Annotated in this window: 14 protein-coding genes and 2 pseudogenes; 6 read left to right on the top strand and 10 right to left on the bottom strand. The window is 73.3% G+C overall.

Annotated elements, in window-relative coordinates; all coding sequences use genetic code 11:
• The first annotated feature begins 190 nt into the window (after positions 1-190).
• Together AQJ58_RS27695 and AQJ58_RS41610 are read left to right on the top strand one after the other, a co-directional pair.
• Positions 191-5,338, top strand: coding sequence for a family 43 glycosylhydrolase (locus AQJ58_RS27695; RefSeq protein ID WP_067254981.1), 5,148 nt, complete (start codon positions 191-193; stop codon positions 5,336-5,338).
• A gap of 155 nt (positions 5,339-5,493) precedes the next feature.
• The gene (locus AQJ58_RS41610; protein WP_199844692.1) at positions 5,494-5,679 is read left to right on the top strand and encodes a hypothetical protein; all 186 of its coding nucleotides are present in this window, start codon (positions 5,494-5,496) and stop codon (positions 5,677-5,679) included.
• Here the strand turns inward: AQJ58_RS41610 and AQJ58_RS27690 are convergent.
• From AQJ58_RS27690 to AQJ58_RS44855, 5 genes and pseudogenes are all read right to left on the bottom strand, one after another.
• A complete protein-coding gene (locus tag AQJ58_RS27690; protein WP_067254978.1) occupies positions 5,672-8,488 on the bottom strand; it encodes a DUF5682 family protein in 2,817 nt (938 codons plus the stop codon). The genes AQJ58_RS41610 and AQJ58_RS27690 overlap by 8 nt on opposite strands.
• Positions 8,485-9,606, bottom strand: coding sequence for an ATP-binding protein (locus AQJ58_RS27685; protein ID WP_067254975.1), 1,122 nt, complete (start codon positions 9,604-9,606; stop codon positions 8,485-8,487). The genes AQJ58_RS27690 and AQJ58_RS27685 overlap by 4 nt, the downstream gene beginning before the upstream one ends.
• 40 nt (positions 9,607-9,646) lie before the next feature.
• On the bottom strand, positions 9,647-11,065 hold the full coding sequence (locus tag AQJ58_RS27680) for a VWA domain-containing protein (protein ID WP_067254973.1): 1,419 nt from the start codon (positions 11,063-11,065) through the stop codon (positions 9,647-9,649).
• Complete coding sequence (locus AQJ58_RS27675) at positions 11,062-12,549, bottom strand: hypothetical protein (protein WP_420712189.1); 1,488 nt, start codon at positions 12,547-12,549, stop codon at positions 11,062-11,064. Before AQJ58_RS27675 ends, AQJ58_RS27680 begins: the two co-directional genes overlap by 4 nt.
• Positions 12,523-13,053: pseudogene (locus tag AQJ58_RS44855) on the bottom strand (hypothetical protein); the annotation flags it as partial. The pseudogene AQJ58_RS44855 and the gene AQJ58_RS27675, both read right to left, overlap by 27 nt.
• 266 nt (positions 13,054-13,319) lie before the next feature.
• Between AQJ58_RS44855 and AQJ58_RS27670 the strand changes: the two are divergent.
• Both AQJ58_RS27670 and AQJ58_RS27665 read left to right on the top strand, forming a co-directional pair.
• Positions 13,320-15,578 (top strand): ATP-binding protein, encoded by a 2,259-nt coding sequence (locus tag AQJ58_RS27670; protein WP_067254971.1) that lies wholly within the window; start codon positions 13,320-13,322, stop codon positions 15,576-15,578.
• Positions 15,579-15,817: 239 nt separating this feature from the next.
• Complete coding sequence (locus AQJ58_RS27665) at positions 15,818-16,774, top strand: AraC-like ligand-binding domain-containing protein (protein ID WP_067254968.1); 957 nt, start codon at positions 15,818-15,820, stop codon at positions 16,772-16,774.
• 59 nt (positions 16,775-16,833) lie between these two features.
• On the opposite strand, the gene AQJ58_RS27660 is transcribed toward AQJ58_RS27665, so the two are convergent.
• From AQJ58_RS27660 to AQJ58_RS27645, 4 genes are all read right to left on the bottom strand, one after another.
• Entirely contained in the window at positions 16,834-17,196 is a 363-nt protein-coding gene (locus AQJ58_RS27660; protein ID WP_067254965.1) for a hypothetical protein, read from the bottom strand.
• Between the two features lie 24 nt (positions 17,197-17,220).
• On the bottom strand, positions 17,221-17,829 hold the full coding sequence (locus AQJ58_RS27655) for a flavin reductase family protein (RefSeq protein ID WP_067254962.1): 609 nt from the start codon (positions 17,827-17,829) through the stop codon (positions 17,221-17,223).
• 139 nt (positions 17,830-17,968) lie between these two features.
• The gene (locus tag AQJ58_RS27650; protein ID WP_067254959.1) at positions 17,969-18,409 is read right to left on the bottom strand and encodes an Lrp/AsnC family transcriptional regulator; all 441 of its coding nucleotides are present in this window, start codon (positions 18,407-18,409) and stop codon (positions 17,969-17,971) included.
• A gap of 10 nt (positions 18,410-18,419) precedes the next feature.
• The gene (locus AQJ58_RS27645; RefSeq protein WP_067254956.1) at positions 18,420-19,769 is read right to left on the bottom strand and encodes a transaminase; all 1,350 of its coding nucleotides are present in this window, start codon (positions 19,767-19,769) and stop codon (positions 18,420-18,422) included.
• 436 nt (positions 19,770-20,205) lie between these two features.
• On the opposite strand from AQJ58_RS27645, the gene AQJ58_RS44850 reads away from it, so the two are divergent.
• Positions 20,206-22,701: an NlpC/P60 family protein gene (locus AQJ58_RS44850; protein WP_067254954.1), complete on the top strand. Its 2,496-nt coding sequence runs from the start codon at positions 20,206-20,208 to the stop codon at positions 22,699-22,701.
• A 263-nt stretch (positions 22,702-22,964) separates the two neighbouring features.
• On the opposite strand, the gene AQJ58_RS43975 is transcribed toward AQJ58_RS44850, so the two are convergent.
• Positions 22,965-23,138: a hypothetical protein gene (locus AQJ58_RS43975; RefSeq protein ID WP_199844690.1), complete on the bottom strand. Its 174-nt coding sequence runs from the start codon at positions 23,136-23,138 to the stop codon at positions 22,965-22,967.
• 254 nt (positions 23,139-23,392) lie between these two features.
• On the opposite strand from AQJ58_RS43975, the pseudogene AQJ58_RS41600 reads away from it, so the two are divergent.
• A pseudogene (locus AQJ58_RS41600) lies at positions 23,393-23,570 on the top strand (class I SAM-dependent methyltransferase); the annotation flags it as partial.
• Positions 23,571-23,641 lie beyond the last annotated feature (71 nt).

Genomic DNA, 23,641 nt, shown 5'->3' with positions numbered 1-23,641 from the left:
GGTCGGCGAGCCCGGGGTGGATGCTCGCGGTATGTCCGGAGTCGTCAACACCGCACTGAACAGCGGGGCTTGAGACGCATGACGTTTTCGTTCGACCTGTCGGACATTGTTCGAGAAGTCTTGACGCGGCCATGTACACCGTTTGACACTCTCGCAACATCACGTCACACGGCTGAAACGGCGGTCTCCTATGACGCAGAGAAAACGCTTCCGCTTCCGTGCGAGACGCGGGGCGGGCCAACTGGCCGCCGTGACCGCCGTTTCGCTGCTCATGGGCCTCACCGCGGCGGCCGCACCGGCCCAGGCCGCAGGCGACCTCACCGATGGCCTCGCCCTCTGGTACAAGCTCGACGGCGCCTCCGGCACGACCGTGCCCGACGCCTCCGGCCACGGCCTGGACGGCACGCTCAACGGCACCGCCGACTGGTCCGGCCAGGGGCTCGGCTTCAACGGCTCGGACACCTACGTCAAGGTGCCCAACGACGTGATGAAGGGGATGACGTCGATCAGCGTCGCCTTCGACGTGAAGCTCGACGCCACCCAGGCCACGCCCTACTTCCTCTACGGGTTCGGCAACACCAGCGGCGGCACCGGCAACGGCTACCTCTTCGCCACCGGCAACTCCCTGCGCACCTCGATCGCCACCGGCAACTGGTCGACGGAACAGAACACCAAGCCCTCCGACTCCCGCAATCTCACCCGCTCGGTGTGGAAGAACCTCACCTACACCCAGACGGGCACCACCGCGGTCCTGTACGAGGACGGCGTCGAGATCGCCCGCAACACCTCGGTGACCATCACCCCGGGCGCGATCGGCTCCGGCACGACCACCGCCAACTACGTGGGCAAGTCTGTCTACTCGGGCGACAGACTGTTCAAGGGCAGCATGCGCGACTTCCGCATCTACGACCGCGCCCTGGCCGCGTCCGAGGTCGAGCAGCTCGCGCTGCCCCTCGCCACCCAGGGCGTCGAGGACGACAAGGCCGCCCTCGACCTGGGCGACACCAGCGCGGTCACCGCCGACCTGACGCTGCCGAAGACCGGTACCGCCGGCGGCTCCACCATCACCTGGGCCAGCGACAACGCGGACGTGGTGACGGACGCCGGCAAGGTGACCCGGCCCGCCGCGGGCCGGCCCGACGGACACGCCACCCTCACCGCGACCCTGCGGAAGGGCACCGTCACCGCGACCAGGACGTTCGACATCACGGTCCTCTCGGCATTCGACGACCGGACCGCGACCGAGCAGGCCGCCGAGGCGCTGACCGTCCACAACCTCGACGACGTACGCGGCAACCTCACCCTGCCGACCTCCGGCACCTACGGCACGGACGTCTCCTGGTCCTCCGCCGACCCGGACGTCGTCTCGGCCGCCGGTGTGGTCCACCGCCCCGCGCACGGCGCGGGCGCCACCACGGTCGAGCTCACCGCGACGGTCACCAAGGGCGACGCGAAGGCGACCCGGGTGTTCACCGCGAAGGTCCCCGAACTCCCCGCGAAGGAAGCCCTCAAGGGCTACATGTTCAGCTACTTCACGGGCGAGGGCACCGCGAACGGCGAGCAGCTCTACGCCGCGCTCAGCAAGGGCGACGACCCGCTGCACTGGCGTGAGCTCAACGACGGCCAGCCCGTGCTGACCTCCACACTCGGCGAGCAGGGCCTGCGCGACCCGTTCATCATCCGCTCCCCCGAGGGCGACAAGTTCTACCAGATCGCCACCGACCTCAGGATCTACGGCAACGGCGACTGGGACGCCGCCCAGCGCACCGGCAGCAAGTCCATCATGGTCTGGGAGTCCACCGACCTCGTGCACTGGACGAACCAGCGCCTGGTGAAGGTCTCCCCGGACAGCGCGGGCAACACCTGGGCGCCCGAGGCGTACTACGACAGCACCCTCGGCGAGTACGTCGTCTTCTGGGCGTCGAAGCTGTACGACAACGCCGCGCACTCCGGCGACACCTACAACCGGATGATGTACGCCACCACCCGCGACTTCTACACCTTCAGCCAGCCCAAGGTCTGGATCGACCGCGGCTACTCCGTCATCGACTCCACGGTCATCCAGCACGACGGCACCTACTTCCGGCTGTCGAAGGACGAGCGCAACAACACCTCCTCCACGCCCAACAGCAAGTTCATCTTCGAGGAGAAGAGCGACTCGCTGCTGAACCTGTCCTGGGACGCGGTCGCCGAGGGCATCGGCAAGGGCGCGATGAACGCGGCCGAGGGCCCGCTGGTGTTCAAGTCGAACACCGAGGACAAGTGGTACGCCTTCCTCGACGAGTTCGGCGGGCGCGGCTACATCCCCTTCGAGACCACCGACCTCGCCTCCGGCACGTGGACGCCGGTCGCCGACTACGACCTGCCCTCGCGGCCCCGCCACGGCACGGTCCTGCCGGTCACCCAGGCCGAGTACGACCGGCTGCTCACCGCCTACCAGCCGGACCAGCTCGTCACCGGCGTCGAGGACGTCACGGTCAAGACGCGCACCGGCGAGGCGCCGGTGCTGCCCGCGACGGTGATCGCCACCTACTCCGACGGGGTCGAGCGGCCGGTGGCCGTGCACTGGGACGACGTCCCGGCGTCGGCGTACGCGCAGCCCGGTGAGTTCACGGTGACGGGCAGCCTGCCCGACGGCACCGCGATCCCCGTACAGGCGAAGGTGACGGTCTCCGCGGCCGGCGCCGACGTGCCCGCCGACCTGCTGTTGCACTACCGCTTCGACGAGACGTCCGGCAACATCGCCGTCGACTCCAGCGGCCACGGCTACCACGGCACCTACGTCCGTACGCCCGCCTTCGGCACCGGCGTGAGCGGCGGCTCGTTCAGCATGTCCGGCGCGAGCGACTCACCGTATGTGAAGATCCCCGGCGGCGTGCTGAAGAACGCCGGCAGCGTGACCGTCTCGACGTACGCGAAGTGGAAGGGCGGCAGCAGCTGGCAGTGGCTGTTCGGGCTCGGTCCGGACAGCAACAAGTACCTCTTCGCGAGCCCCTCCAACGGCTCCTCGAAGCTGTACTCGGCCATCACCAAGGCGAGTTGGTCGGCTGAGTCCAAGCTGACGGCGGGCTCGCAGCTCACCGCCGGCGAGTGGCGGCACGTCACCGTCACCCTCGAAGGCTCGACCGGCACGCTGGTCCTCTACGTGGACGGCATCGAGGCGGCCCGGGCGACCGGCGTCACCATCAAGCCCTCCGAGCTGTACGACGCCGGCAAGGACTACAGCGGCTACATCGGACGCTCCCTGTACGCGGCCGACCCGTACTTCGGCGGTGAGGTCGACGACTTCCGCATCTACGACCGCGCGCTGTCGGCGGCCGAGGTGATGGAGCTCAGCGGCAACACCACGGGCATCGCGCGCGCCACCCACCCGGCGCTCAGGGTCGACGCCCTGATCGACAACGGCAGGAGCCGCATCACCCTGCCGGTCAAGGAGGGCACCGACCTCACCGCGCTGGCACCGGAGTTCACCCTCGCCCACGGCGCGGCCGTCAGCCCCGCCTCGGGCAGTGTGCAGGACTTCACCAAGCCGGTGACGTACGAGGTCACGGGCTCCGACGGCAGGAAGCGCACCTGGACGGTCTCGGCGCTCGAGATGAAGAGCCCGGTGCTGCCGGGGCTCAACGCCGACCCGAACATCGTCCGCTTCGGCGACACCTTCTACCTGTACCCGACGACCGACGGCTTCGACGGCTGGAGCGGTACGCAGTTCAAGGCGTACTCCTCGACCGACCTGGTGCACTGGACGGACCACGGCGTCATCCTCGACCTGGGCCCGGACGTGAGCTGGGCGGACAGCAGGGCCTGGGCGCCGACGATCGCCGAGAAGGACGGGAAGTACTACTTCTACTTCTGCGCCGACGCGAACATCGGCGTGGCCGTCTCCGACTCGCCCACCGGTCCCTTCAAGGACGCCCTCGGCGCACCGCTGCTCAAGGCGGGCCAGCTGAGCGGTCAGATGATCGACCCTGCCGTGTTCACCGACGACGACGGCCGGTCGTACCTCTACTGGGGCAACGGCCACGCCTACGTGGCGCCGCTGAACGCCGACATGACCTCGATCGACACCGCGCAGATCAAGGACATCACCCCGAGCGGCTACAACGAGGGCTCGTTCGTGGTGAAGCGCAAGGGCACCTACTACTTCATGTGGTCGGAGAACGACACCCGCGACGAGAACTACCGCGTCGCCTACGCCACCGGCTCCTCTCCCACCGGCCCCTGGACCAAGCGGGGCGTGATCCTGGAGAAGGACGCCTCGCAGGGCATCCTGGGCACCGGCCACCACTCGGTCGTCCAGGTCCCGGGCACGGACGACTGGTACATCGCCTACCACCGGTTCGCGATCCCGGGTGGTGACGGCACCCACCGTGAGACCACCATCGACAAGATGGAGTTCGACGCGGACGGTCTGATCGAGAAGGTCGTGCCCACGCTCACGAGCATCGACCCGGTCGCCGTCGTGCACGCCGGTCCCGACGCCACCGGCACGGAGGGCTCGGCGATCGCCCTGAACGGCACGCACTCCGGCGCGGGCACCCCGAAGTGGACCCTCGCCCAGGGCGCGCCCTGCACGATCGCCGACCCGGGTGCGGCCCGGACCACGGTCACCTGCACCGACAACGGCACCTTCACCCTCACCCTGACCAGTGGGCGCAGCACCGACACGGCCGTGGTGACGGTCGGGAACGCGGCACCGGTCCTCACCTCCGCCACCGGTCCGAGGGCCCCGGCCCCGGTCGGCCGCCGGACGACCGTCGCGGTCTCCTTCACCGACCCGGGCACCGCCGACACCCACACCTGCACGGTCGACTGGAAGGACGGCACCAGGCCGGCCGCGGGCAAGGTCAGCTCGTCCGGCTGCATCGCGGAGCACACCTACACCTCGGCGGGCATCCGCCGGCCGGTGGTCACGGTCACCGACGACGACGGCGCGTCGGCCGGGCGTACGCTCCCCGAGATCGTCGTGTACGACCGCTCGGCCGGTCCGGTGGTGGGCGCGGGCGCCGTCGGCACCCGGAGCTTCTTCATCGTCGCCGCCCGCTACCTCCCGCAGGCCACCACCCCGCTCGGCCAGGTCAGCTACGTCTCCGGACCCGCCCGGGTGAAGTTCCGGTCCACGGGGCTGGACTGGCTGGTCGTCAGCGGCTCCAAGGCCGTCGTCGAGGGCTCCGGCACGCTGGCCGGCAAGAAGGGCTACGGCTTCCGGGTCACGGCCACCGACCACCCCGACACCTTCGCGATCAGAATCTGGAAGAAGTCGGACGGCAAGGTGATCGTCGACACGGGGGCGCGGGTGAAGCCCGGCTCCGTGACGATCGGCAGGCACCGCCGCTAGCACCGGATCGAGGTCATGGGCCCCCTGCTCACGCGGGGGGCCCATGCGCTGTTACGAGGCGGAAGTCACCGCATGAGGACGTCCTGCTCGGGCTGCCGGCGGACGCGGCGGTAGGCGCCCCGGCCGCCCGTGATCCCGGGACGCCGGCGGAGGTCGTGGACCGGCTCACCCGGGACCCGGATCCCGGTGTGCGGGCCGCGCGCGTCCGGCACCCGAACCTTCCCGCGGCCCGGCTCGCCGAGTTGCTCGACGACGAGGAGCTGGTGCAGCACGCCGCCGCCGACCCGGCGCCGGGCGTGGACGCCATGCGCGCGCCGGTCGCGGCGCTGCCGGTCAGATGACGCCCAGCAGGGCCTCAAGGGCCCGCGCGGTTCCCGGGTGCTTCGTGAGCAGGAGCGCGCCACCCGGTTCCGCCGTCTCCCAGGCGCCCTCGCAGCCCAGCAGGGCGGCCAGCGCGTCGCAGGTCCCGGGGTGGGCGGCGAGGAGTGCCGCGCCGCCGCCGGCGGGCGCGGAGGGCAGGGCGAGCGGCGGAGCCTCCGGGAGCCGCCACGGCGGGACCCAGCTGTCCAGCTCCGCGAGGCGCGCCGGGAACACGCGGCCGGCCTCGCGGACGATCAGCGGGGCCAGTTCGGTGCCGCCCGCGCGCAAGGTGGTGATCAGGGTCGGCAGCCAGGGCAGCAGGACCCGGTCGGGGAGCCGGGCGAAGGCGTTGGACACGGCCTCGACGACGAAGGCGGCCAGGGCCGGAACGGGTTCGAGGGCGTGCACGAATCCGCTCAGGTAGCGGGGGTAGGCCGGGACGACCAGCGGGTTGGCGAGCAGCTCGTCGCAGCGCTCCCGCAGCGCCGCCCTGGGCAGGGTGCCCAGGTGGGTCTGGGCCGCCCACAGCAGGGCGGTGCGCGCGGGCTCGGCCGGGTGGGACTGGGCCAGGGCCAGTTCGAGCTGGGTGCGGTCGCAGCCCAGCGAGAGGGCGAGGCTCTCCATGCTGAACAGGAAGCCCAGCATCGCGGCGACCTGCCGGACGGTCGCGTCCTCGTCGGCGAACGCGGTCGGCAGCAGTGTGCAGTAGTGCGCGTACCCGGTCGTGACGAAGGACTCGAGCCAGGACGGCAGGACCGGTTCGGCGGTGCGGTAGTACCCCAGCAGCCGGCGGACGCGGCCCAGCACCTCCGGGGCGCCGTCGACGCTGCGTTCGGCCGCGAGGACCTCCAGCGCGCGGGTGCCCAGCTCGTCGGCGAGCCGTCGGCTGCGCAGGTACACGATCGCGTCCTCGACCGCCGCGAGGACGGTCGCCGCCGTGGCCTGCGGGGCGTACGCGGTGCGGCGCAGCCGCTGCTCCAGGACCTGCTCGATGCTGACGCCCTCGTAGCCGAGTTCGATGAGCGACCGCTGGTGGGTGCCCAGGGCGAGGTCCCAGGACTCCTGGATGGGGCGCTGGCCGAGACTGCGGTCGCCCATGACGGGGCGGGCGGCGCCCTCGGGCAGCAGCCGGCGCAGCATCCACAGCACGTCGGAGCAGTGCCCCAGTTCGGGCCGGGCGGCGATGTCCAGCAGGGCGCGCTGCACGCCGCGCTGCTGGAGCCGCAGGTTCAGCGGGGCGAGCCGGTCGTGGACGTCCCGGGCCAGCGGCGGCAGCGCGTCGTAGCCGACCTGACCGACCCGGTCGCCGCCCATCATGATCTCGACGAGCCGGCCGACGTCCCGCCGGCCCGGTACCCGGTCCTTCTCGATGCAGGTGACGGCCGCGTCCTGGAAGTCATACGGCGTCGGCTTGGCGCGGTCGCGCATGCCGGCCAGCAGGATCGACGTCTCGAAGACGGCGATGGCGTCGGCGGTGGAGGCGAGGTAGCCGCCCCGGCGGGCGGCGCGCACGATCTCCACCGACCAGCCGAGCAGTTCGGCCTCGTCGAGGGTGTCGAGGACGGGCGGCCGGCGCAGGAACCCGGTGAGCCTGTCGGCGGGTACGGCCGGGGCGGCGGCCGGCGGGGCAGCGGGCGCGGGGAGGCTCTTCTTCGGCTTGCTGCCCGCCTGGCCCGCGAGCCGGTAGGGCTTCACCCGGGTGCGCTTGAGGTTCTTGGCCCATTCCGTGGCGGCGATGGAGACCGAGCCGGCGGCCAGCCCGAACTGGGCCTCGATCGCGGCGTGGCTGGACGGGATCAGCCCGTGGCGCCAGGTGGTGCCGCTGGGCGGACTGATGCTGAAGGTGTCGCCGCCGTGCACACCGAACTCCTCGACCCGGCTGACCGCGTGGAAGGCTCCGCAGACGTACAGGCAGTCGGCGGGGTCGGTGCCGGTGGCGGCGAGGTGTTGCCGCATCCGCGTCCACATGTACCGCTCGCGGTCCTCGTCGACGCGGGCCTTGTGCTCCTCCCCGGGTGCGAGACGGCGGAAGAGGCTGCCGATGAGCAGCATCACCTGGCGGTAGGTGTCGTGGTCGCTGTCGCCGAGGGGCAGTTCGACGTACTGGTGCCACCACTCGGACCAGTGCCGGACCCGGCCGTGGCGCAGGAGGTGTTCCTCCAGTTCGGCGAAGCGCGGGCGCAGGTCGCCGATCTCCACGCCGACGGCGTCGCCGTGCAGGGCGCTCTCCTCGCCCGCCGCCGGGGCGTCGGGGTCGGGGGCGGCCGCCGGGTCCGCCGGGGTCGGCTCGTGCGTGCCGGCGTCCCGCTCCCACTGGAACACATGGTCCGAGGAGCGGTCGACCAGGACCAGTTCGACGCCGGGGGTGTCCAGGGCGTAGGCGATGGCCTGGTACTCGGCGGAGGCCTCGGTGATCGGGGCGACGACCGACAGCGGGGACCAGTCGGCGGGGAAGCCCTCCACCTCGGACGCGAACGCCTGGACGGCCACCGGGAGGCGGCAGTTGCGCAGCTCGGTGAGGAGGGGGGCCATGTCCTCGCACAGCTCCAGGTAGACCACCTTCGGCTGCTTCTCGCGCAGCCGGCGGGCCATGGCGATCGCCGAGGCCGGTGAGTGGTGGCAGACCGGGAAGATCTCCAGCGGTTCGCGCACCGCGCGCTCGACGTCGTCGACGATGCCCCGCAGGATGCCCTCCAGGGCGCCGGGGCCGTCGGCGAAGGCGGTGGCGGCCTCGTGGAGCCGGCCGCGGAGGGCCTCGAAGGGGGTGCCGCTCCCGTTCGCGCCGGTCATGACAGGGTCGCGATCGCGTCGCGGCCGCCCTCGAGGAACTCCGGCCAGGAGCCGCCCTCTTCCTTGCTGCGCGGCTCGACGACACCGTGCAGGTACTTGTTGAGGATGGCGAGGTCCTCCGGCTCGCGCCGGGCGAGGGAGCCGACGAGCGAGGAGGCGAGGGTACGGGCGGTCAGGGCGCGGTCGCCGAAGAAGTTGCTGTGCAGGATGGCGTCCTCCAGGACACCGATCTGCTCGGCGGTGGACAGCGCGGACTCCAGCTTCTCGTCGTCGCTGCCGGCGGCGGCCGCGGACGCGCGCAGGTCGGCGAAGCTCTGGAGGAGCACGTCCAGCAGGGTGGGCGGGACGTCGAGTTCGATGCGGTGGCGGCGCAGGAGTTCCTCGGTGCGGAAGCGGACGATCTCCGCCTCGCTCTTCTTGTTCGTCACGACCGGGATGCGGACGAAGTTGAAGCGGCGCTTGAGCGCGGAGGACAGGTCGTTCACGCCCCGGTCGCGGCTGTTGGCGGTGGCGATGATCGAGAAGCCGGGCTTGGCGAAGACGATGTTCTCGCCGTCGGCGCCGTCCAGTTCGGGGACGGAGATGTACTTCTCGGAGAGGATCGAGATCAGCGCGTCCTGGACGTCGCTGGTGGAGCGGGTCAGTTCCTCGAAGCGGCCGATGGTGCCGGTCTCCATCGCGGTCATGATCGGCGAGGGGATCATCGAGGCGCGCGACTGGCCCTTGGCGATCACCATGGAGACGTTCCACGAGTACTTGATGTGGTCCTCGGTGGTGCCCGCCGTGCCCTGCACGACCTGGGTGGAGTTGCGGCAGACGGCCGCCGACAGCAGTTCGGCCAGCCAGCTCTTGCCGGTGCCGGGGTCGCCGATGAGCAGCAGCCCGCGGTCGGAGGCGAGGGTCACGATGGAACGCTCGACGAAGCTGCGGTCGCCGAACCACTTCTGGTCGATCTCACGGTCGAGGCCGTCGGCGCACTCGGAGCCCAGGATGAACACCCGGATCATCTTCGGCGACAGCCGCCAGGAGAACGGCTTGGGGTTGTCGTCGATCGACTCCAGCCAGTCCAGTTCCTCGGCGAACTTGATCTCGGCGGGGGCGCGCAACAGGTCGGTCATCACAGTGCCTTTCGGAAACGGGAAGTGTGGGGGCGGGCTGTCAGGCGAGGAACGTCTTGAGTTCGTCGACGAGCTTGCGGATGTGGCCCGAGATCACCGGGGTGCCCTGGTCCTTGAAGCGCTCCCGGAACCAGGGGTTGACGCTGCCTCGCCCGGAGCTGGTCACCGAGCCGACGGGGATGAACTTGACCCCGGAGCGGTGCAGGGCGGCCATGCTGTCGAACAGCGGCTGGTGGTGCCATTCGTAGAAGTCGGAGATCCACACGACGACGGTGTTGCGCGGCTCGGCGATCTTCGGCTGGGCCAGGGCCATGGCGACCGTGCCGTCGGTACCGCCGCCGAGCTGGGTGCGCAGCAGGGTCTCGAAGGGGTCGTGCACCCAGGGGGTGAGGTCGACCGCCCGGGTGTCGTACGCGACGAGGTGGACGTCCACTCGCGGCAGTCCGGCGAAGATCGAGGCCAGGATCGTGCAGTTGACCATCGAGTCGACCATCGAGCCCGACTGGTCGACGACCACGATGAGCCGCTGGGGGGTCGTCCGGCGGGCGGTGTGCCGGTAGTAGAGGCGGTCGACGTAGAGCCGCTCCTCCTCGGGGCTGTAGTTGGTGAGGTTCTTCCAGATGGTGCGGTCGAGGTCGAGGTTGCGGAAGACGCGCTTCGGCGGGATCGAGCGGTCGATCGCGCCGACGGTGGCCTTCTCGACCTGGGTGCGCAGGACCTCCGCGACCTCGTCGACGAAGCGGCGGATCAGCGACTTGGCGTTGGCGAGGGCCACGCCCGAGAGGTTGTCCTTGTCGCGCAGGAGTTGCTCGATGAGCGACATGCTCGGGGTGAGGCGGGCGGCGAGCGCGGGGTCGGCGAGCACCTCGCGCAGCTTCATGCGGCGGACGAGGTCTCCCTCCAGGGCGCCCAGTTCGGGTCCGATCGCCGGGATGAGGTTGCCGAGGTCGGGGGTGGTGCCGGGGCCGCCGGTCCCGGCGGGGCTCGCGCCCCGGCCCGCGCCGCGTCCGCCGCGCAGGTCGCCGGGTGAGCAGCCCAGGGCGCGCTCGAGCCAGCCGGCGTCGGACTGCCACCGGGCGAGCTGTCCGGCGCTGACGGCTCCGCTGCCGGTGGTGAACACATTGAGCAGCACCTTGGACACCAGGGCCGCGCGGCGCACCTCAGCGGCGCCGTCCCGCGGGTCGGTGTCGGTGTCGGTGTCGTCGGGCACCATCAGGCCGTCGAACGCGTCGGCCAGGTGCGGATGACGCTGCACGATCGAGTCGACCGAGGCCTGCGGGTCCAGCAGGGCGGGCGGAAGGCCGATGTCCTCGACGACGGCCAGGCTCGCCGACTCCAGGGCGGGCTGCTCCTCCGGGTCGAAGAGACGGGCGAGGAGCCGCCAGTACAGCACCTGCCGACGGTTGTCGTGCGGCACGGGCGTCGGATCGGCTGTCGGATCGGTTGTCGGTTCGGTCATGTGCGCAGCAGCCTTCCCGCTCGCTCCCGCAGGACGGTCACGGCGTCGGTGGCGGCCTTCTCGGCCTTGACGCCCGTCCGGTCGGTGGTGCCGCCGGCCCAGGCGCCCGCCTGGAGGGCGACGGTCTTGCGGCGCACCGTCGTCTCGACGGCCAGCGGCTGGATCCGGAAGGCGCCGCCGTCCCAGCGGAGCAGGCCGATGCAGGCGCCGGAGGCCGCGACGGCCTCGGGGGTCAGCGGGCCCGCGACCGGGATGCGGTCGGTGTCGACGACGAGGTCGTCGCCCGCGTGGGTGAGGACGAGGGTGTCGCCGTCCCACCGGGTGGCGTAGCCCTCCAGGAACACCGGTTCCGCGAGGCGCGCGGGGTGCCGGTCGAGCGGCGCGGTGGCCGTCGCGGTGGCCATGGGCAGGGCGACGCGGGCGGTGGCGAAGGGGTCCGCCGGTTCGCCCGGGCGGGCTCGGACGTCGTCCCAGAGGAGGTCGCCCTCCTCGGTGAGGGGCATGGCGTCCAGCCGCATCGCCCGGTCTTCGCCGAGGGCGGCGAACAGCGACAGGTGCGGCCGCAGCAGCTGCCAGACGCCGGCCGCGACCACGCTGTCCGGCTTGGGCACCGAGACGCTCGCGCGGACCAGCCGGGACGGGGTGCCGTCGTCGGGTTCGAACACGGCGTGGACCTGGGCCTGCGCGGCGGTCGCGTGTTCGTGCAGGTCGATGCCGAGCGGCAGCAGCCGCCCGGTGGCGGTGCCGGCGGTGGGCCGGTCGGTGGCGCCGGGCCGGGTGAGCAGCAGGCCGCGGGCCCAGAGGTCGCCCCAGCGGCGGGCCGGGACGCGCTCCAGGGCTGATCCGGGGCAGGAGGCGGCGAGTTCGGCGGCGAAGCCGTCGACCAGGGCGGCGAGCCGGCGCAGTTCGGGCCGCGGCAGCATCGCGGAGACGATCGGGGCGGCACCGCCGACGAGTTCGTGGTCGATGCCCTGCCAGCCGGCGCGGGCGAGGTCCGCGAGCCAGGTCCGGGCGGCGGCGAGCAGGTTGGCCTGCTGCGGGTCGCCGGCCGCGGCAGGGGCGTCGTCGGCGCGGGTGCGGCCGGTGGCGGTGTCGGCGCGGGCGGTGAGCGCGTCGTGGACGGCGCCGAGGAGGGCGGAGCGGGCGGCGGCCAGGGCGAGGAGGTGGTCCTCGTCCGCGGTTCCCGCGGCGGCCTTCTCGACGGCCTCGGCGACCCGGGCGGCCAGCGGGCTGCCGGAGACCGCGCGGGCGAGTTCCGCCAGGCCGGCGGCCTGGTCGGAGCCGGGCCGCAGCAGCCCGGCGACGAGACACCGGTCGAGGGCGTCGACCGCGGCCAGGGCCTCCTCGAGTCCGTCCACCGGGGCACCGAGTGCACCGGTGGACTCCCCCGCGCCCGGGCGCTCCCCCGCGCCGCCCGGATCCGCGGCACCCTCGGGGAGGGACGTCCGCGTGCCCTCCGCCCGCGTCGGGGCGAACCAGTGCATCTCCGGCAACGGGTCGGTGACCGGCGCCTGTTCGAGATAGGCGAGGTAGCGCAGGAACCGGCTGAAGACGGGGGCGGCGGCCGCCTTGCCGTCCGCCTGCTGCGGCTGGGTGCCGGTCATCGCGGCGGTGAGGGCGGCGGCGTCGGGCTCACCGCCCGTCGGCTCGACCCGCAGATAGCGGGCGATGCGCGGGCCGCCGTACTGGAGGACCGCCTCGGTGACCAGGGCACGGATGTGGTTGCAGAACGAGCCGCGTGCGCCGCCGCAGGGCCGGTTGTTGTTGGTGCTGCACGCGAAGGCGTAGGTCCCGGCCGCGATCGACGAGACGTAGACGCGCTCGATGTCCGAGCCGCTGGAGACGACCCCTTGCAGGCGCCCTTCGGCCAGTTCGACGAAGGGGACCTTGGCGAGCTTGCGCGGACGGGCGGGCGGCACCACCCGGGCCGTACTCGCCCTTTCCCAGTTCTCCCGGTCCGACAACGCACCATCTCCTTTGCGGCACACGGCTGCACACGCCGGGGCGGCGCAGCACAGGGGGTTCGCCGCATCCGAGCGGCGCGACACCAATGAACGTATCGGCGACCACTGACAACGCGTCCGACCTGTGGAAACAGCGCCAGGTGAGGGGTGCGGGCGGCAACACCTCCCAGCGCCTGCCCGGCGCTGTCCGGATCCCGGTCGGGATCGCACAGCGAACGCCGCGCTCTCCTAGAATCCGATCGGTCACGGCCGGTGGTGCGGGCAGCCCGGCGAGGGCGGGAGGGACGGGATTGAGCGGGGAGCAGGCGTCGTTCGGGCCACTGCTGCGGGAGTTGAGGCTGGCAGCCTCGCAGACGATCGAGGGTCTGGCGGAGGCGTCGGGCGTCAGTGTGCGGGGCATCGGCGACCTGGAGCGGGGGCGCCGGGCGGCTCCGCAGCGGCGTACGGTCGCGGCGCTCGCGGACGGTCTGGGGCTGGACGAGGCGCTGCGCGAGCGGCTGCTCGCGGCCGCCCGGACGGGGCGCGCGCCGGGTTACAGCCCGGTGGGCGTCCAGGCGTTCCCCCGCGGTGTCGACGACTTCGTGGGCCGCGAGGCGCAGTTGGCGCGGCTCGCGGAGCTGGCGGCCGGGCGGCAGGACGCGGTGCAGCCGGTGGTGGTGGCGGTGTCCGGGCCGCCGGGCGCGGGCAAGACGACGCTCGCGCTGCACGCCGCCCGCGCGCTCGCCGACCGGTTCCCCGACGGACAGTTGGTGGTCGATCTGGGCGGCACCGACGACGAGCCGCCCGGCCCCGCGGAGCTGGTGCTGCGGGTACTCAAGGCGCTCCGGGTGGCCGACCGGGAGCTGGCCCAGGCCGGTCCGCAGGGCCATCCGGCGCTGTACCGGCAGGTGCTGGCCGACCGGCGCTGTCTGCTGGTCCTGGACGACGCGCGCGACGAGGCCCAGGTGCGGCCGCTGCTGCCGGCCGCGGGCGCGGCCATGGTGGTCGTGACGAGCCGGCGCATGCTGACCGGGCTGGACAGTGTGCACCGGCTGCCGCTCGGGGAGCTGAGCCCCGCGGAGGCCGCCGCGTTCCTCACGGCGCTGGTCGGCGCGGAGCGGGCGGCGGCCGATCCGGACGCCGTCGCCGACGTGGCCGGCCGGTGCGGGCGTCTGCCGCTGGCGCTGCGGGTGGCGGGCAACTGGCTGGCCACCCGCACCGGCTGGACGGTGCGCCGGCTCGCCGACCGGCTGGCCGCCGAGGACCGGCGCCTGGACGCGCTGTCCGCGGGGGACGTGCGGGTCGCCGCCGCCTTCGACCTGTCGTACCGTCAGCTCACCCCCGCGGCCGCCCGGTTGTTCCGGCGGCTCGCGCTGGTGCCGGGGCCGGACACGGGGGCCGCCGGGGCCGCCCGGCTGACGGGGCAGGCGCTGTTCGACGCCGAGGACACCCTGGAGGAGCTGGTCGAGACCGGGCTGCTCGGGGCGCACGGCGAGCGGTACCGGCTGCACGACCTGCTGCGGCTGTACGCGCATGCCCGGCTGGCGGCCGAGGAGAGCGCCGCGGACGCCGTACGCGCGCGTGCGGCGCTGTACGACTGGCTGCTCGGGACCACGGTCGTGGCCGGGCGGTGGTTCGAGCCGGACCACGGTGCGCCGCCCGCCGACTTCGACGGGACGGTCGACCTGTCGAGCGCGGCACGGGCCCGGGCCTGGTTGCAGACCGAGGGCGCGAACTGGCTGGCGGCCCTGCGCGCGGCGGCGGCCGGCGGGGCGCACCGGACCGTGGTGGAGGTGGCGGAGGCGCTGCACTGGTTCTCCGACCAGTGGATCTTCTGGGGACACTGGCCGGAGGTCTTCGGCGCGGCCGCCCGCAGCGCGCGCGAGCTGGGCGACCCGGTAGTGGAGGCGACGCATCTCAACTACCACGCGTGGGCGCTGCTCACCTGCGAGGCGCGCCCGCACGACAGCCTGGAGCGCTCCGCGCAGGCCCTCGAGGCGGCGCGGCGGGCGGGTGACGTACGGCAGGAGGCGTGGGGGCACACCTATCAGGGGCTGGCGTTGCGCCGGCTGGAGGACCATGTCCCGGCCGCCGCGCACATGCACCGCGCGGTCGCGCTGTTCGAGGCCGCGGGCGATCTGCACGGCAGCCTCCAGGCGCGGCACGGGCGGGCGCTGATCCTGATGGACTCGGGGCGGCCCGAGGAGGCCCTGGTGGTGTACGAGGAGACGCTGGCGTTCCTGGAGCGGGTCCGGGACCGGCTGGCGCCGCACATCGCCGAGTACGGCCGGGGCGGCATGCACTCGGGGATGGGCACCAGCCTCGCCCTGCTGGAGCGCTGGACGGAGGCGGTGGGCCACCATCGTGCCGCCATGGCGATCTGGCGGAGCAGCGGCAACACGGCCATGGCGAGCCGTCAGCTCGTCCACCTGGGTCACGCCCTGGCGTCCGCGGGGCGGCGGGACGAGGCGCGGGAGGCGTTCGCCCGCTGTGTGTCCCTCGGCCCGGACGCCGACCCGCAGCGCGTGACGGCGGCCCGCGACGCCCTCGCCCGCCTCGGCACACCCTAGGGCGGCACCGGCGGGCGAGGTCCCCGCGCCGTGGGACCATCCTCGCCGCCGCCGCTCCCCCGTGTCTTGTCCCTCGGTGCACCGGTCTGTTCCGTGCGCGCACAGCCGCTGCACGCCGTTTCTGCCTGCTTCCTGCCTGGAGGCGGTCCCGGCCGGCTGCTTGGCTGAGGACGGCGGGAGAGCGGGCCGCCGCCGGTGCGCGCTCTCCCGTGCCTCGTACGGCAGAAGGGGAGAACCGGGTGAGCCTGGTGTGGACGACGGACGCGGTGGCCGAGGGGGAGCGGCTCACGTACTGGCGCGACGCGCTGGGCCGGGCGCTGGTGCCGATGCACGTCACCCCCCGTGGGGACGGACCGTTCTCGGGCCGGATCTCCAGCGGGCGGCTCGGCTCGCTGCGGATCTCCACCGTGGAGGCGGACGCCCAGCGCGCCAGCCGTACGCCCGCCCAGATCGCCCGCGCCGACGCGGACTGCGTGGCCGTCGGCGTCCAGACGGCGGGCACCGCCACCCTCGTCCAGGACGGCCGGCACGCGCGCGTGGGCGAGGGGGACCTCGTCGTGTACGACACGTCACGCCCGTACGCCCTGGACTATCCGGGGCGGTTCTCGACGCGGGTGCTGCACATGCCCCGGCGGGCGCTCGGTCTGCCGGAGGAGGATCTGCGGCAGGTCACCGGGACCGCGCTCGCGGCCACGGAGGGCGCCGGGGCGCTGCTGGCGTCCTTCCTGACCGGTCTCGCCGCGTCCCTCCCGACCTGTTCCCCGGCGGTCGCGACCCGGCTGGCAGCCAGTGTGGTGGACCTGTTCGGCACGCTGGTGGACGAGCGGACGGCCACGGACGCGCAGACGCCCGCCGATCCGCACCACCCGCTCGTCGCCCGGATCCGGGACCACATCGACCGGCATCTCGCGGACCCCGGACTGTCCCCGGCGAGCATCGCGGCGGCACACCACATCTCCGTGCGCTACCTGCACCGGCTGTTCGAGGAGGAGGGCGTCACCGTGGCGCGGCTGGTCCGGCGGCTGCGGCTGGAGCGGTGCGCCCAGGATCTGGCGCGGCGGGACGCGGCGGCGCCCACGGTGTCGGCGGTGGCCCAGCGCTGGGGCTTCGCCAACCCGGCCCATTTCAGCCGGGTGTTCCGGGCGGCCTACGGACGGTCACCGCGCGACTGGGTGCGCCACGGCGCGGTCGGCTGAGGCCGCGAGGCCGGGGCCAGGCCGGCCCGGTGGGGCGCACCGGGGAGCGCGCCGGGCGCTCACTTCGCCGGACGGGCCGCCCGCCAGGCGCAGAGCACCGCCACTGCGGTGAGGGCGACCGCGGCGGCGCCGATCGCGCGGCCGCCGCCCGCGCGGGTGCGCCAGGCGAGCACCGCACCGGTCGACTGGGCGGAGAGCACCGAGCCGACGCTGAGCCAGGAGCCCACGGAGGCGACGGACGCGGCGGAGCCGACGGAACCCACGGACAGGAAGCCGCCGACCGAGCCGACGGACAGGGAGCTGCCCACGGAGCCGATGGAGAGGAAGGAGTCGACCGAGCCGACCGACAGCGCCGAGTTCCTCGACCACAGCGATCGCCAGGAGCCGTCCGCACCCGCCCGCTCCGTCACCGCTCTCGTCATGGTCCGATCATAGGGCGGCGGGTGTCAGGAGGGCGGCCGGTCGCGGTAGGCGACGCGGGCGAGGTCGCGGATCTCGCCGAGGGTGCCCCATTCATTGCGGCCCAGCCGGGACAGGGGCCTCAGCCGCCGGATGTCGGGGTGGCCGTCCACGATCACGTCCTCGCGTACGGCTGCGTGCACGACCTGCCCGAGGACCAGGGTGGAGGCGCCGATGCCGAGGGTGGAGTGCAGCCGGCACTCCAGCGCCACCGGCGAGGCGGCCACGCGGGGTGGCTTCACCCGCAGCGAGGCCTCCCGCTCGATGCCCACCGCCTCGAACTCGCCCTCGTCGGCCGGGAAGTCCGTGGCGGTGGCGTTGATCTGCTCGAAGAGCGGCTCGGGCGCGAAGTTGACGACGAACTCGCCGGTGGCCTGAACGTTGCGCAGGGTGTCCTTGCGGCCGACGGAGGTGAACTGGACGATCGGCGGGTCGGTGCAGGCCACGGTGAAGAAGGAGTGCGGGGCCAGGTTGGCCGTGGTGCCGTCGGCGGCCAGGGTGGAGACCCAGGCGATCGGACGGGGGACGACGACGGCCGTGAGCAGCCGGTAGAAGGCTCCCGCGCCCAGGGACTCGGGATCGAGGTCAACGCGCATACCGGCCACCCTACGGCGCGGTCCTCGCCCGCGGATCCGCCGAGGTGGGCCGAGGCCCCTCGAGACCCGTCGGAGGTTCTCCCGGGTCCCGCGGCGCCCCTGGCCCCCGGGCCCGGCCCCCGGGCCCGGGTTCCCCAGCTCACCCCACCTCCCACAGGAAGCGGTGGGTGTGGATGGCGAAGTAGGGGAAGGACTGGACACCGCCGACGCCCTCGATGAGCCGCACGGTGTCGTTGACGAAGTCGAGCAGCTCCTTCGCGGTGGGGCTCACCACCTCGGCGAACAGGTCGAAGCCGCCCGAGGTGAGCACCGCGTACACCACCTCGGGGTGGGCGGACAGCGCGTCGGCGACCGGGCGCGGATCGCCGTCGACGGTGATGCCGAGGAGCGCCATGGCCTGGCCGCCCATGGCCATCGGGTCGGTGACGCCGACGACCTGCACGGCACGGGAGTCGAGCAGCCGTTGCAGCCGCTGGCGGGCGGCGGAGGCGGACAGTCCGACCCGGGGGCCGAGATCGGCGTAGGCGATGCGTCCGTCGGTCTGGAGCTCGCGCAGGATGGCCCGGTCGATCTCGTCCATGTGTCCTCTCCTAGTCGGCCAGTTCTGCCAGGGCGGCGGCGAACAGGGCGGTGTGGGTGTCGACGTCCTGCTCGGTGGTGTCCGGGCACATCAGGGCCATGCTGTGGAACGGTGTGAGGAGGATGCCCCGGTTGGCGAGGTAGAGGTGGAGGAAGTCCTCCAGCTCGGTGTCGCCGGCCGCGGCGGCCTCGGTGCCGTTACGGGGCGCGGGGTCGGTGAAACGGTACTCGGTACGGGCGCCGAGGCGGCTGACCGACCAGGGCAGTCCGTGGGCCTCGATGCCGGCGCGGACGCCGTCCTCGAAGCGTTCGGACAGCTTGTGCATATGGGCGAACGCGTCGTCGGTCAGGACGTGTTCGAGGGTGGCGCGGGTCGCGGCGACGGAGAGCGCGTTGCCCGCGAGGGTGCCGCCGACCCCGCCCATGTCGACGAGGTCCAGATCGGCGCGGCCCAGCAGGCGGTCGGCGAGGTCCGCCGAGAGGCCGTAGGCGCCGGCCGGGATACCGCCCGCGATGGCCTTGCCGATGGTCAGCACGTCGGGCTCCAGACCCCAGGCGGCGGTGCAGCCGCCCGGGCCCGCCGAGAAGGTGTGCGTCTCGTCGTTGATCAGCAGCGTGCCGTGCCGGCGGGTCAGTTCGCGCACGCCCTCCAGGTAGCCGGGCTCGGGCAGCACGATGCCGATGTTGGTGAGCGCGGGTTCCATGAGGACGGCGGCCACGTCGCCGTGGGCGAGTTCGCGCTCCAGGTGGTCCAGGTCGTTGAACTCGGCGACCCGGCTGGTGAGGGTGACGTCGCAGGGGGCGCCGACGTTCCCGGGGCGGGGCGCGCCGTGACCGTCGGGGCCGGTCACGATCAGGGACTCGTCGACGCTGCCGTGGTAGCAGTAGCTGTTGACCAGGATCTTCGGCCGGCCGGTGACGGCCCGGGCGAGGCGGATCGCCCAGCGGTTGGCGTCGGTGGCGGTGAGCGCGAAGCTCCAGCGGGTCGGACCGAAGCGGCGGGTCAGCTCGGCGCCGACCCATTCGGCGTCCTCGGTGGGCAGCATCGCGGTCGCCCCGCCCAGTTCGGCGAAGCGGTGCTGCACGGCCTCGGCGACGGCGGCCGGCGAGTGACCCGCCATGGCGCCGGTGTCGCCGAGACAGAAGTCGATGTACTCATGCCCGTCGACGTCCCGGATCCGGGCGCCCCGCGCCGAGTCCAGGTAGCGGGGGAAGGCACCTGCCGTCTTGTTCATCCAGGTCATCGGCACCCGGCCGAAGAGATGGTCGGCACGGGCGTAGGCGTCCCGGGACCGGGGGTTGCGCCGCTCGGCGTCCGCGCTCTCGCGGGCGAGGAGTTGACGGATTCGGGCACGTTCCATGGCACATCCCTGGTCGAATCGGACGACTGGATGTGCTGAATCTACGGCCGTCGACGCGGCCACGGCAAGGGGCGACGCTCGAATCGATCGTGACGACACTCGAATCGAGCGTGGACTCCCGGCTCCCGGGGCTGGCCTTCCCGGCGATCGTGAGCGATCATGAACCGTGGTGAACCGGTCATCGCGGATCGGAACGAAGAGGCGAGAGACGAAGGTCACGAATACGTATCGGACATTTAACTCTTCAATCTTCACACCAGTCACACATGTTGGTTAGGTTTGCGCCCAGACCGCACGAGCGACTCCGGCGAACGAACGCCGGGTCAGGCGGCCCAACAGCCCGGCAGGGCATTGAGCTTGGGGCACCCCCTCCGCGGGGTCGCCCGGATCCGCGGGCCGCTACGGCCCGGCGGAGCACGGAAGGAGTACGTCTTCCATGGCGAGGGACGTCGGCGAGCCGAGCCGGGCGGAGGTCCAGCAGGCGGTCAACGCGCTGTACGACCGGGCCGAGAGCGACACCGGGAAGTACAACGTGACGCGCGCCCAGGCCGGCGGGCGCCGGTCGGGTGTCTCCCTCGCGCGCGGCGGGCGCGGTTCCGACCCGTCGACCGACGCCATGACGCGGAAGTGGTTCGACGTGGCGCGCGGCAGCATCGGTCCCACCGTGGCCGCCGCTCTGCCGGCGGACCGCATGCCCGCCCGCCCCATCGGCGGCCCCGTCGGTCCCCGCGTGCCCAAGGAGCTGGAGGAGGCGTTCGAGAAGCGGTCGCCGCGTGCCCTGGAGCCGGGTTCACGGCTCGAACTCGAGGCACCCGCACGGCAGGCGCCGGAGCTCCCCGCACGGCCGGTCGCCGCACTGCCGCCCGCGCCCCGGCCGATGCCCGCCGGGCCCCGGCCGGACGCCCCCGCGGCCCTGGAGCCCACAGCGGTGCAGCCTTCCCGGCCGGCCCAGCCGTCCCCCGCGGCGACGATGGCGATGCCGGTCGTGCCGCAGCAGATGGCACCTCAGGCGATGGCGCCGCAACCCATGACGCCGCAGTCCATGGGTCAGCAGTCCATGACGCCGCAACCCATGGGCCAGCAGTCCATGGGGCAGCAGTCCATGTCCCCGCAGCCGATGGCTCAGCAGCCCATGGCGGCCCAGGCCTCGCCTCCTCAGCCCATGACCGCCCAGCCCATGACCGCCCAGCCCATGGCTACGCAGCAGATGAGACCCCCGGCCGCACCCGTGGCGCGGCCCGGGGACACCGCGGCCCAGCAGGCGTACCGGGCCGAGGCCACGGCGGCGTGGGCCGGACAGAACACGTCCTCGCAGGCCGTCCTGAGCTCCGACACGGGCCCTCAGCCGGTGGTGGGCGGCGCGGACCAGATGCCCGAGGCGAAGATCATGACCCCGGGGGCGGCCAAGGCGTCGGCCCGCGGCTCCCGGCCCGCGCCCGCCTCCCAGAAGTCCGGATTCGGCGCCTCGAAGCCCGCGTTCAGCTTCCCGATGCCCGAAGTCGACCCCACGACCGGCACGTTCATCCTCCCCGACTTCGGCGATCCGGCCTCCGCTCCCCCAGCGGCCCCCGCCCCCGCTCCGGCCCCGGCGCCGAGCGCTCCCGCGCCGCAGGCCGGCCCGGGTAGCGGTTCGTTCGCCTTCCCGATGCCGGACGCGGGCAACGCCACCCCTGCCCCGGGGACCCCGATGCCCCAAGCGGGGCCCGGGACGGGCTCGTTCGCCTTCCCCATGCCGGATGCCGCCGCCCCGGCGCCCGCACCCGCGCAGAACGGCCCCGCGAGCGGTTCGTTCAGTTTCCCCATGCCCGGCGCCGCCACCGCCACACCTGCCCCGGGTACCCCGATGCCCACCGGCGCCCCGATGCCCACCGGCGCCCTGCCGACCCCGGGCCCCGGAGCTCCCGGTGCGGTCTTCCCGCCCTCCGAATTCGGTGTCGCGCAGCCGCCGTTCAGCTTCCCTTACCCCGAGGCAATGGCCTCCGCCGGAACGGCCCCGGCCGACCCCCTGACCGGCCCCTTCGCCTTCCCCATGCCCGACGCGGGGATGGGCACTCCCCCGGCCGGTACCCCGATGCCGCAGGCCGGTCCCGGAACGCCACCGAACGGCACGCTCCTGCCCGAAGGCGTCCCCGCCGCGCCCGCGCCGGGGTTCCCCGCTCCCGAACTCGTCGGTGCCGCCGCCATGACCGGTTTCCCGGCCCCCGCGGCGGCCCCCATGGCGGGACCGATGCCGGGGATGACCGGCGCGATGCCGGGCCTGGCGGAGCCGGCGTCTGCCCTGGCCGCCGGAATGCCCGGTGCGACGACCCCGGCCCCGGCCATGACGACCGCACCCATGGCACCTCCGATGCCCGCTCCTGTTCCCGCACCCGCACCCGCACCCGCACCCATGGGACCGCCCATGGCACCGCCCATGGCCCCGCAGATGGCCCCGCCCGCCGCCCCCGCCTTCGCGGCCACCGCGCCCTTCCCCGCCGCGCCCTCCGTGCCCCCGGCCGCCCCCATGCCCACGCCGGCGCCCATGCCCGCCGCCCCCGCCGGCCCCACCTTCGCCGGCACAGGTACGGCCTACCTCGGGAAGGCCGACAAGGCGCTCGCCTTCGCGCGCGCCCAGATCGGGCGGCCCTGCCTGCCGGGCGCGACGGGGCCGGAGTCGTACGACTGCTCCAGCCTCACCCAGGCCGCCTGGCGGGCCGCCGGGGTGACCCTGCCGCGGGCCGCGATCGACCAGGCGAAGGACTTCACCCGGGTCGGCCTCGACGCGCTCCGCCCCGGTGACCTCGTGTTCTTCCACGACGACCTCAGCCATGTCGGCCTGTGCACGGACGGCGGCATGATGATCCACGCCCCGGGTCCCGGCGCGACCATCCGCGAGGAGCCGATCACGGCCGTCGGCGAGGGCACGGTCCGGGGCGCCGTACGGCCCGCGTGACATGAGGTGACGGACCCCGGCGCGCGGCTTGGCCGGAAGAAGGCCCTCGTGCCCGCGGCCGCCCCGTCACACTGGCGTGGCCGTGTGCGCGAAGGGGGTCCGGTGGCAGACGTACCGGAGAGCGTGCCTCCGCCGTGCCGGCGTTCGGGGCGCTGGAGGGTCAGGACATCCGCCGGAGACTCCTCCCGTTCGGGAGGTCCATCCTGTGGGCCGCGTCCGCTGATCAGCTTGAAGCGGCGGGTTTCTCACATCTCCACTTCGGGTCAGCGCAGCGCGGAGCCGGTGCGCCCCTGTGCCCTGCGGGCGTTGTTGTAGGCGCGCAGGAGGAGCTTGGAGACCGCGCACGGCGACCGGTCGACATGGCACTGCCGGCAGGTGCGGGTGTGCGCCTCGTAGGCGGCTCGGGCCTGGTGCAGGGCGTCCTCGGGAGAGGGCATGGGGGTCCTCCGAACGGGATGACGGGTGGTCGGGGGCGGACCTACTGGCGAGTAGGTCCTACGTCGAAGGAAAGTGGATCATGTTACTCACGGTAGCGGAAAATGGGATTCCGGCCGTTTCGGGACCGGTCCGTGCTCACCTGGCGTGAACCGGCCGCCCCCGTACGGCGCATTCGCCGGTCCGACCCCGCCCGAAGTGCGACGATGCCCCGGATTCGCTCACCACGGGACACACGAGGCGAAGGGGCCGACTCGGCACGGGGCGCCCGACGGACGCGACCCTCGTGCGGGCGGGCCACGAGGTCCGCGGTGTCGACGTGTCCCCGGTCATGGTCCCCGGTCATGGTCGCGCTCGCCGAGCGGCAGGTGCCCGGCGCCGGGTTCCGGTGCGCCGACGTACGGGACCTGCCGCTGGAGGAGGGGCGGGCGGACCTGGGCGAGGTGGTCCGGCCGCGGGACTGACCGTGCCGGCCGGGGTGGCCACGCCGTTCACCGCCCGACCA

The sequence above is a fragment of the Streptomyces sp. DSM 15324 genome (assembly GCF_001514285.1).
Lineage (GTDB): Bacteria > Actinomycetota > Actinomycetes > Streptomycetales > Streptomycetaceae > Streptomyces.
This window is presented reverse-complemented; position numbering and strand designations above follow the sequence as displayed.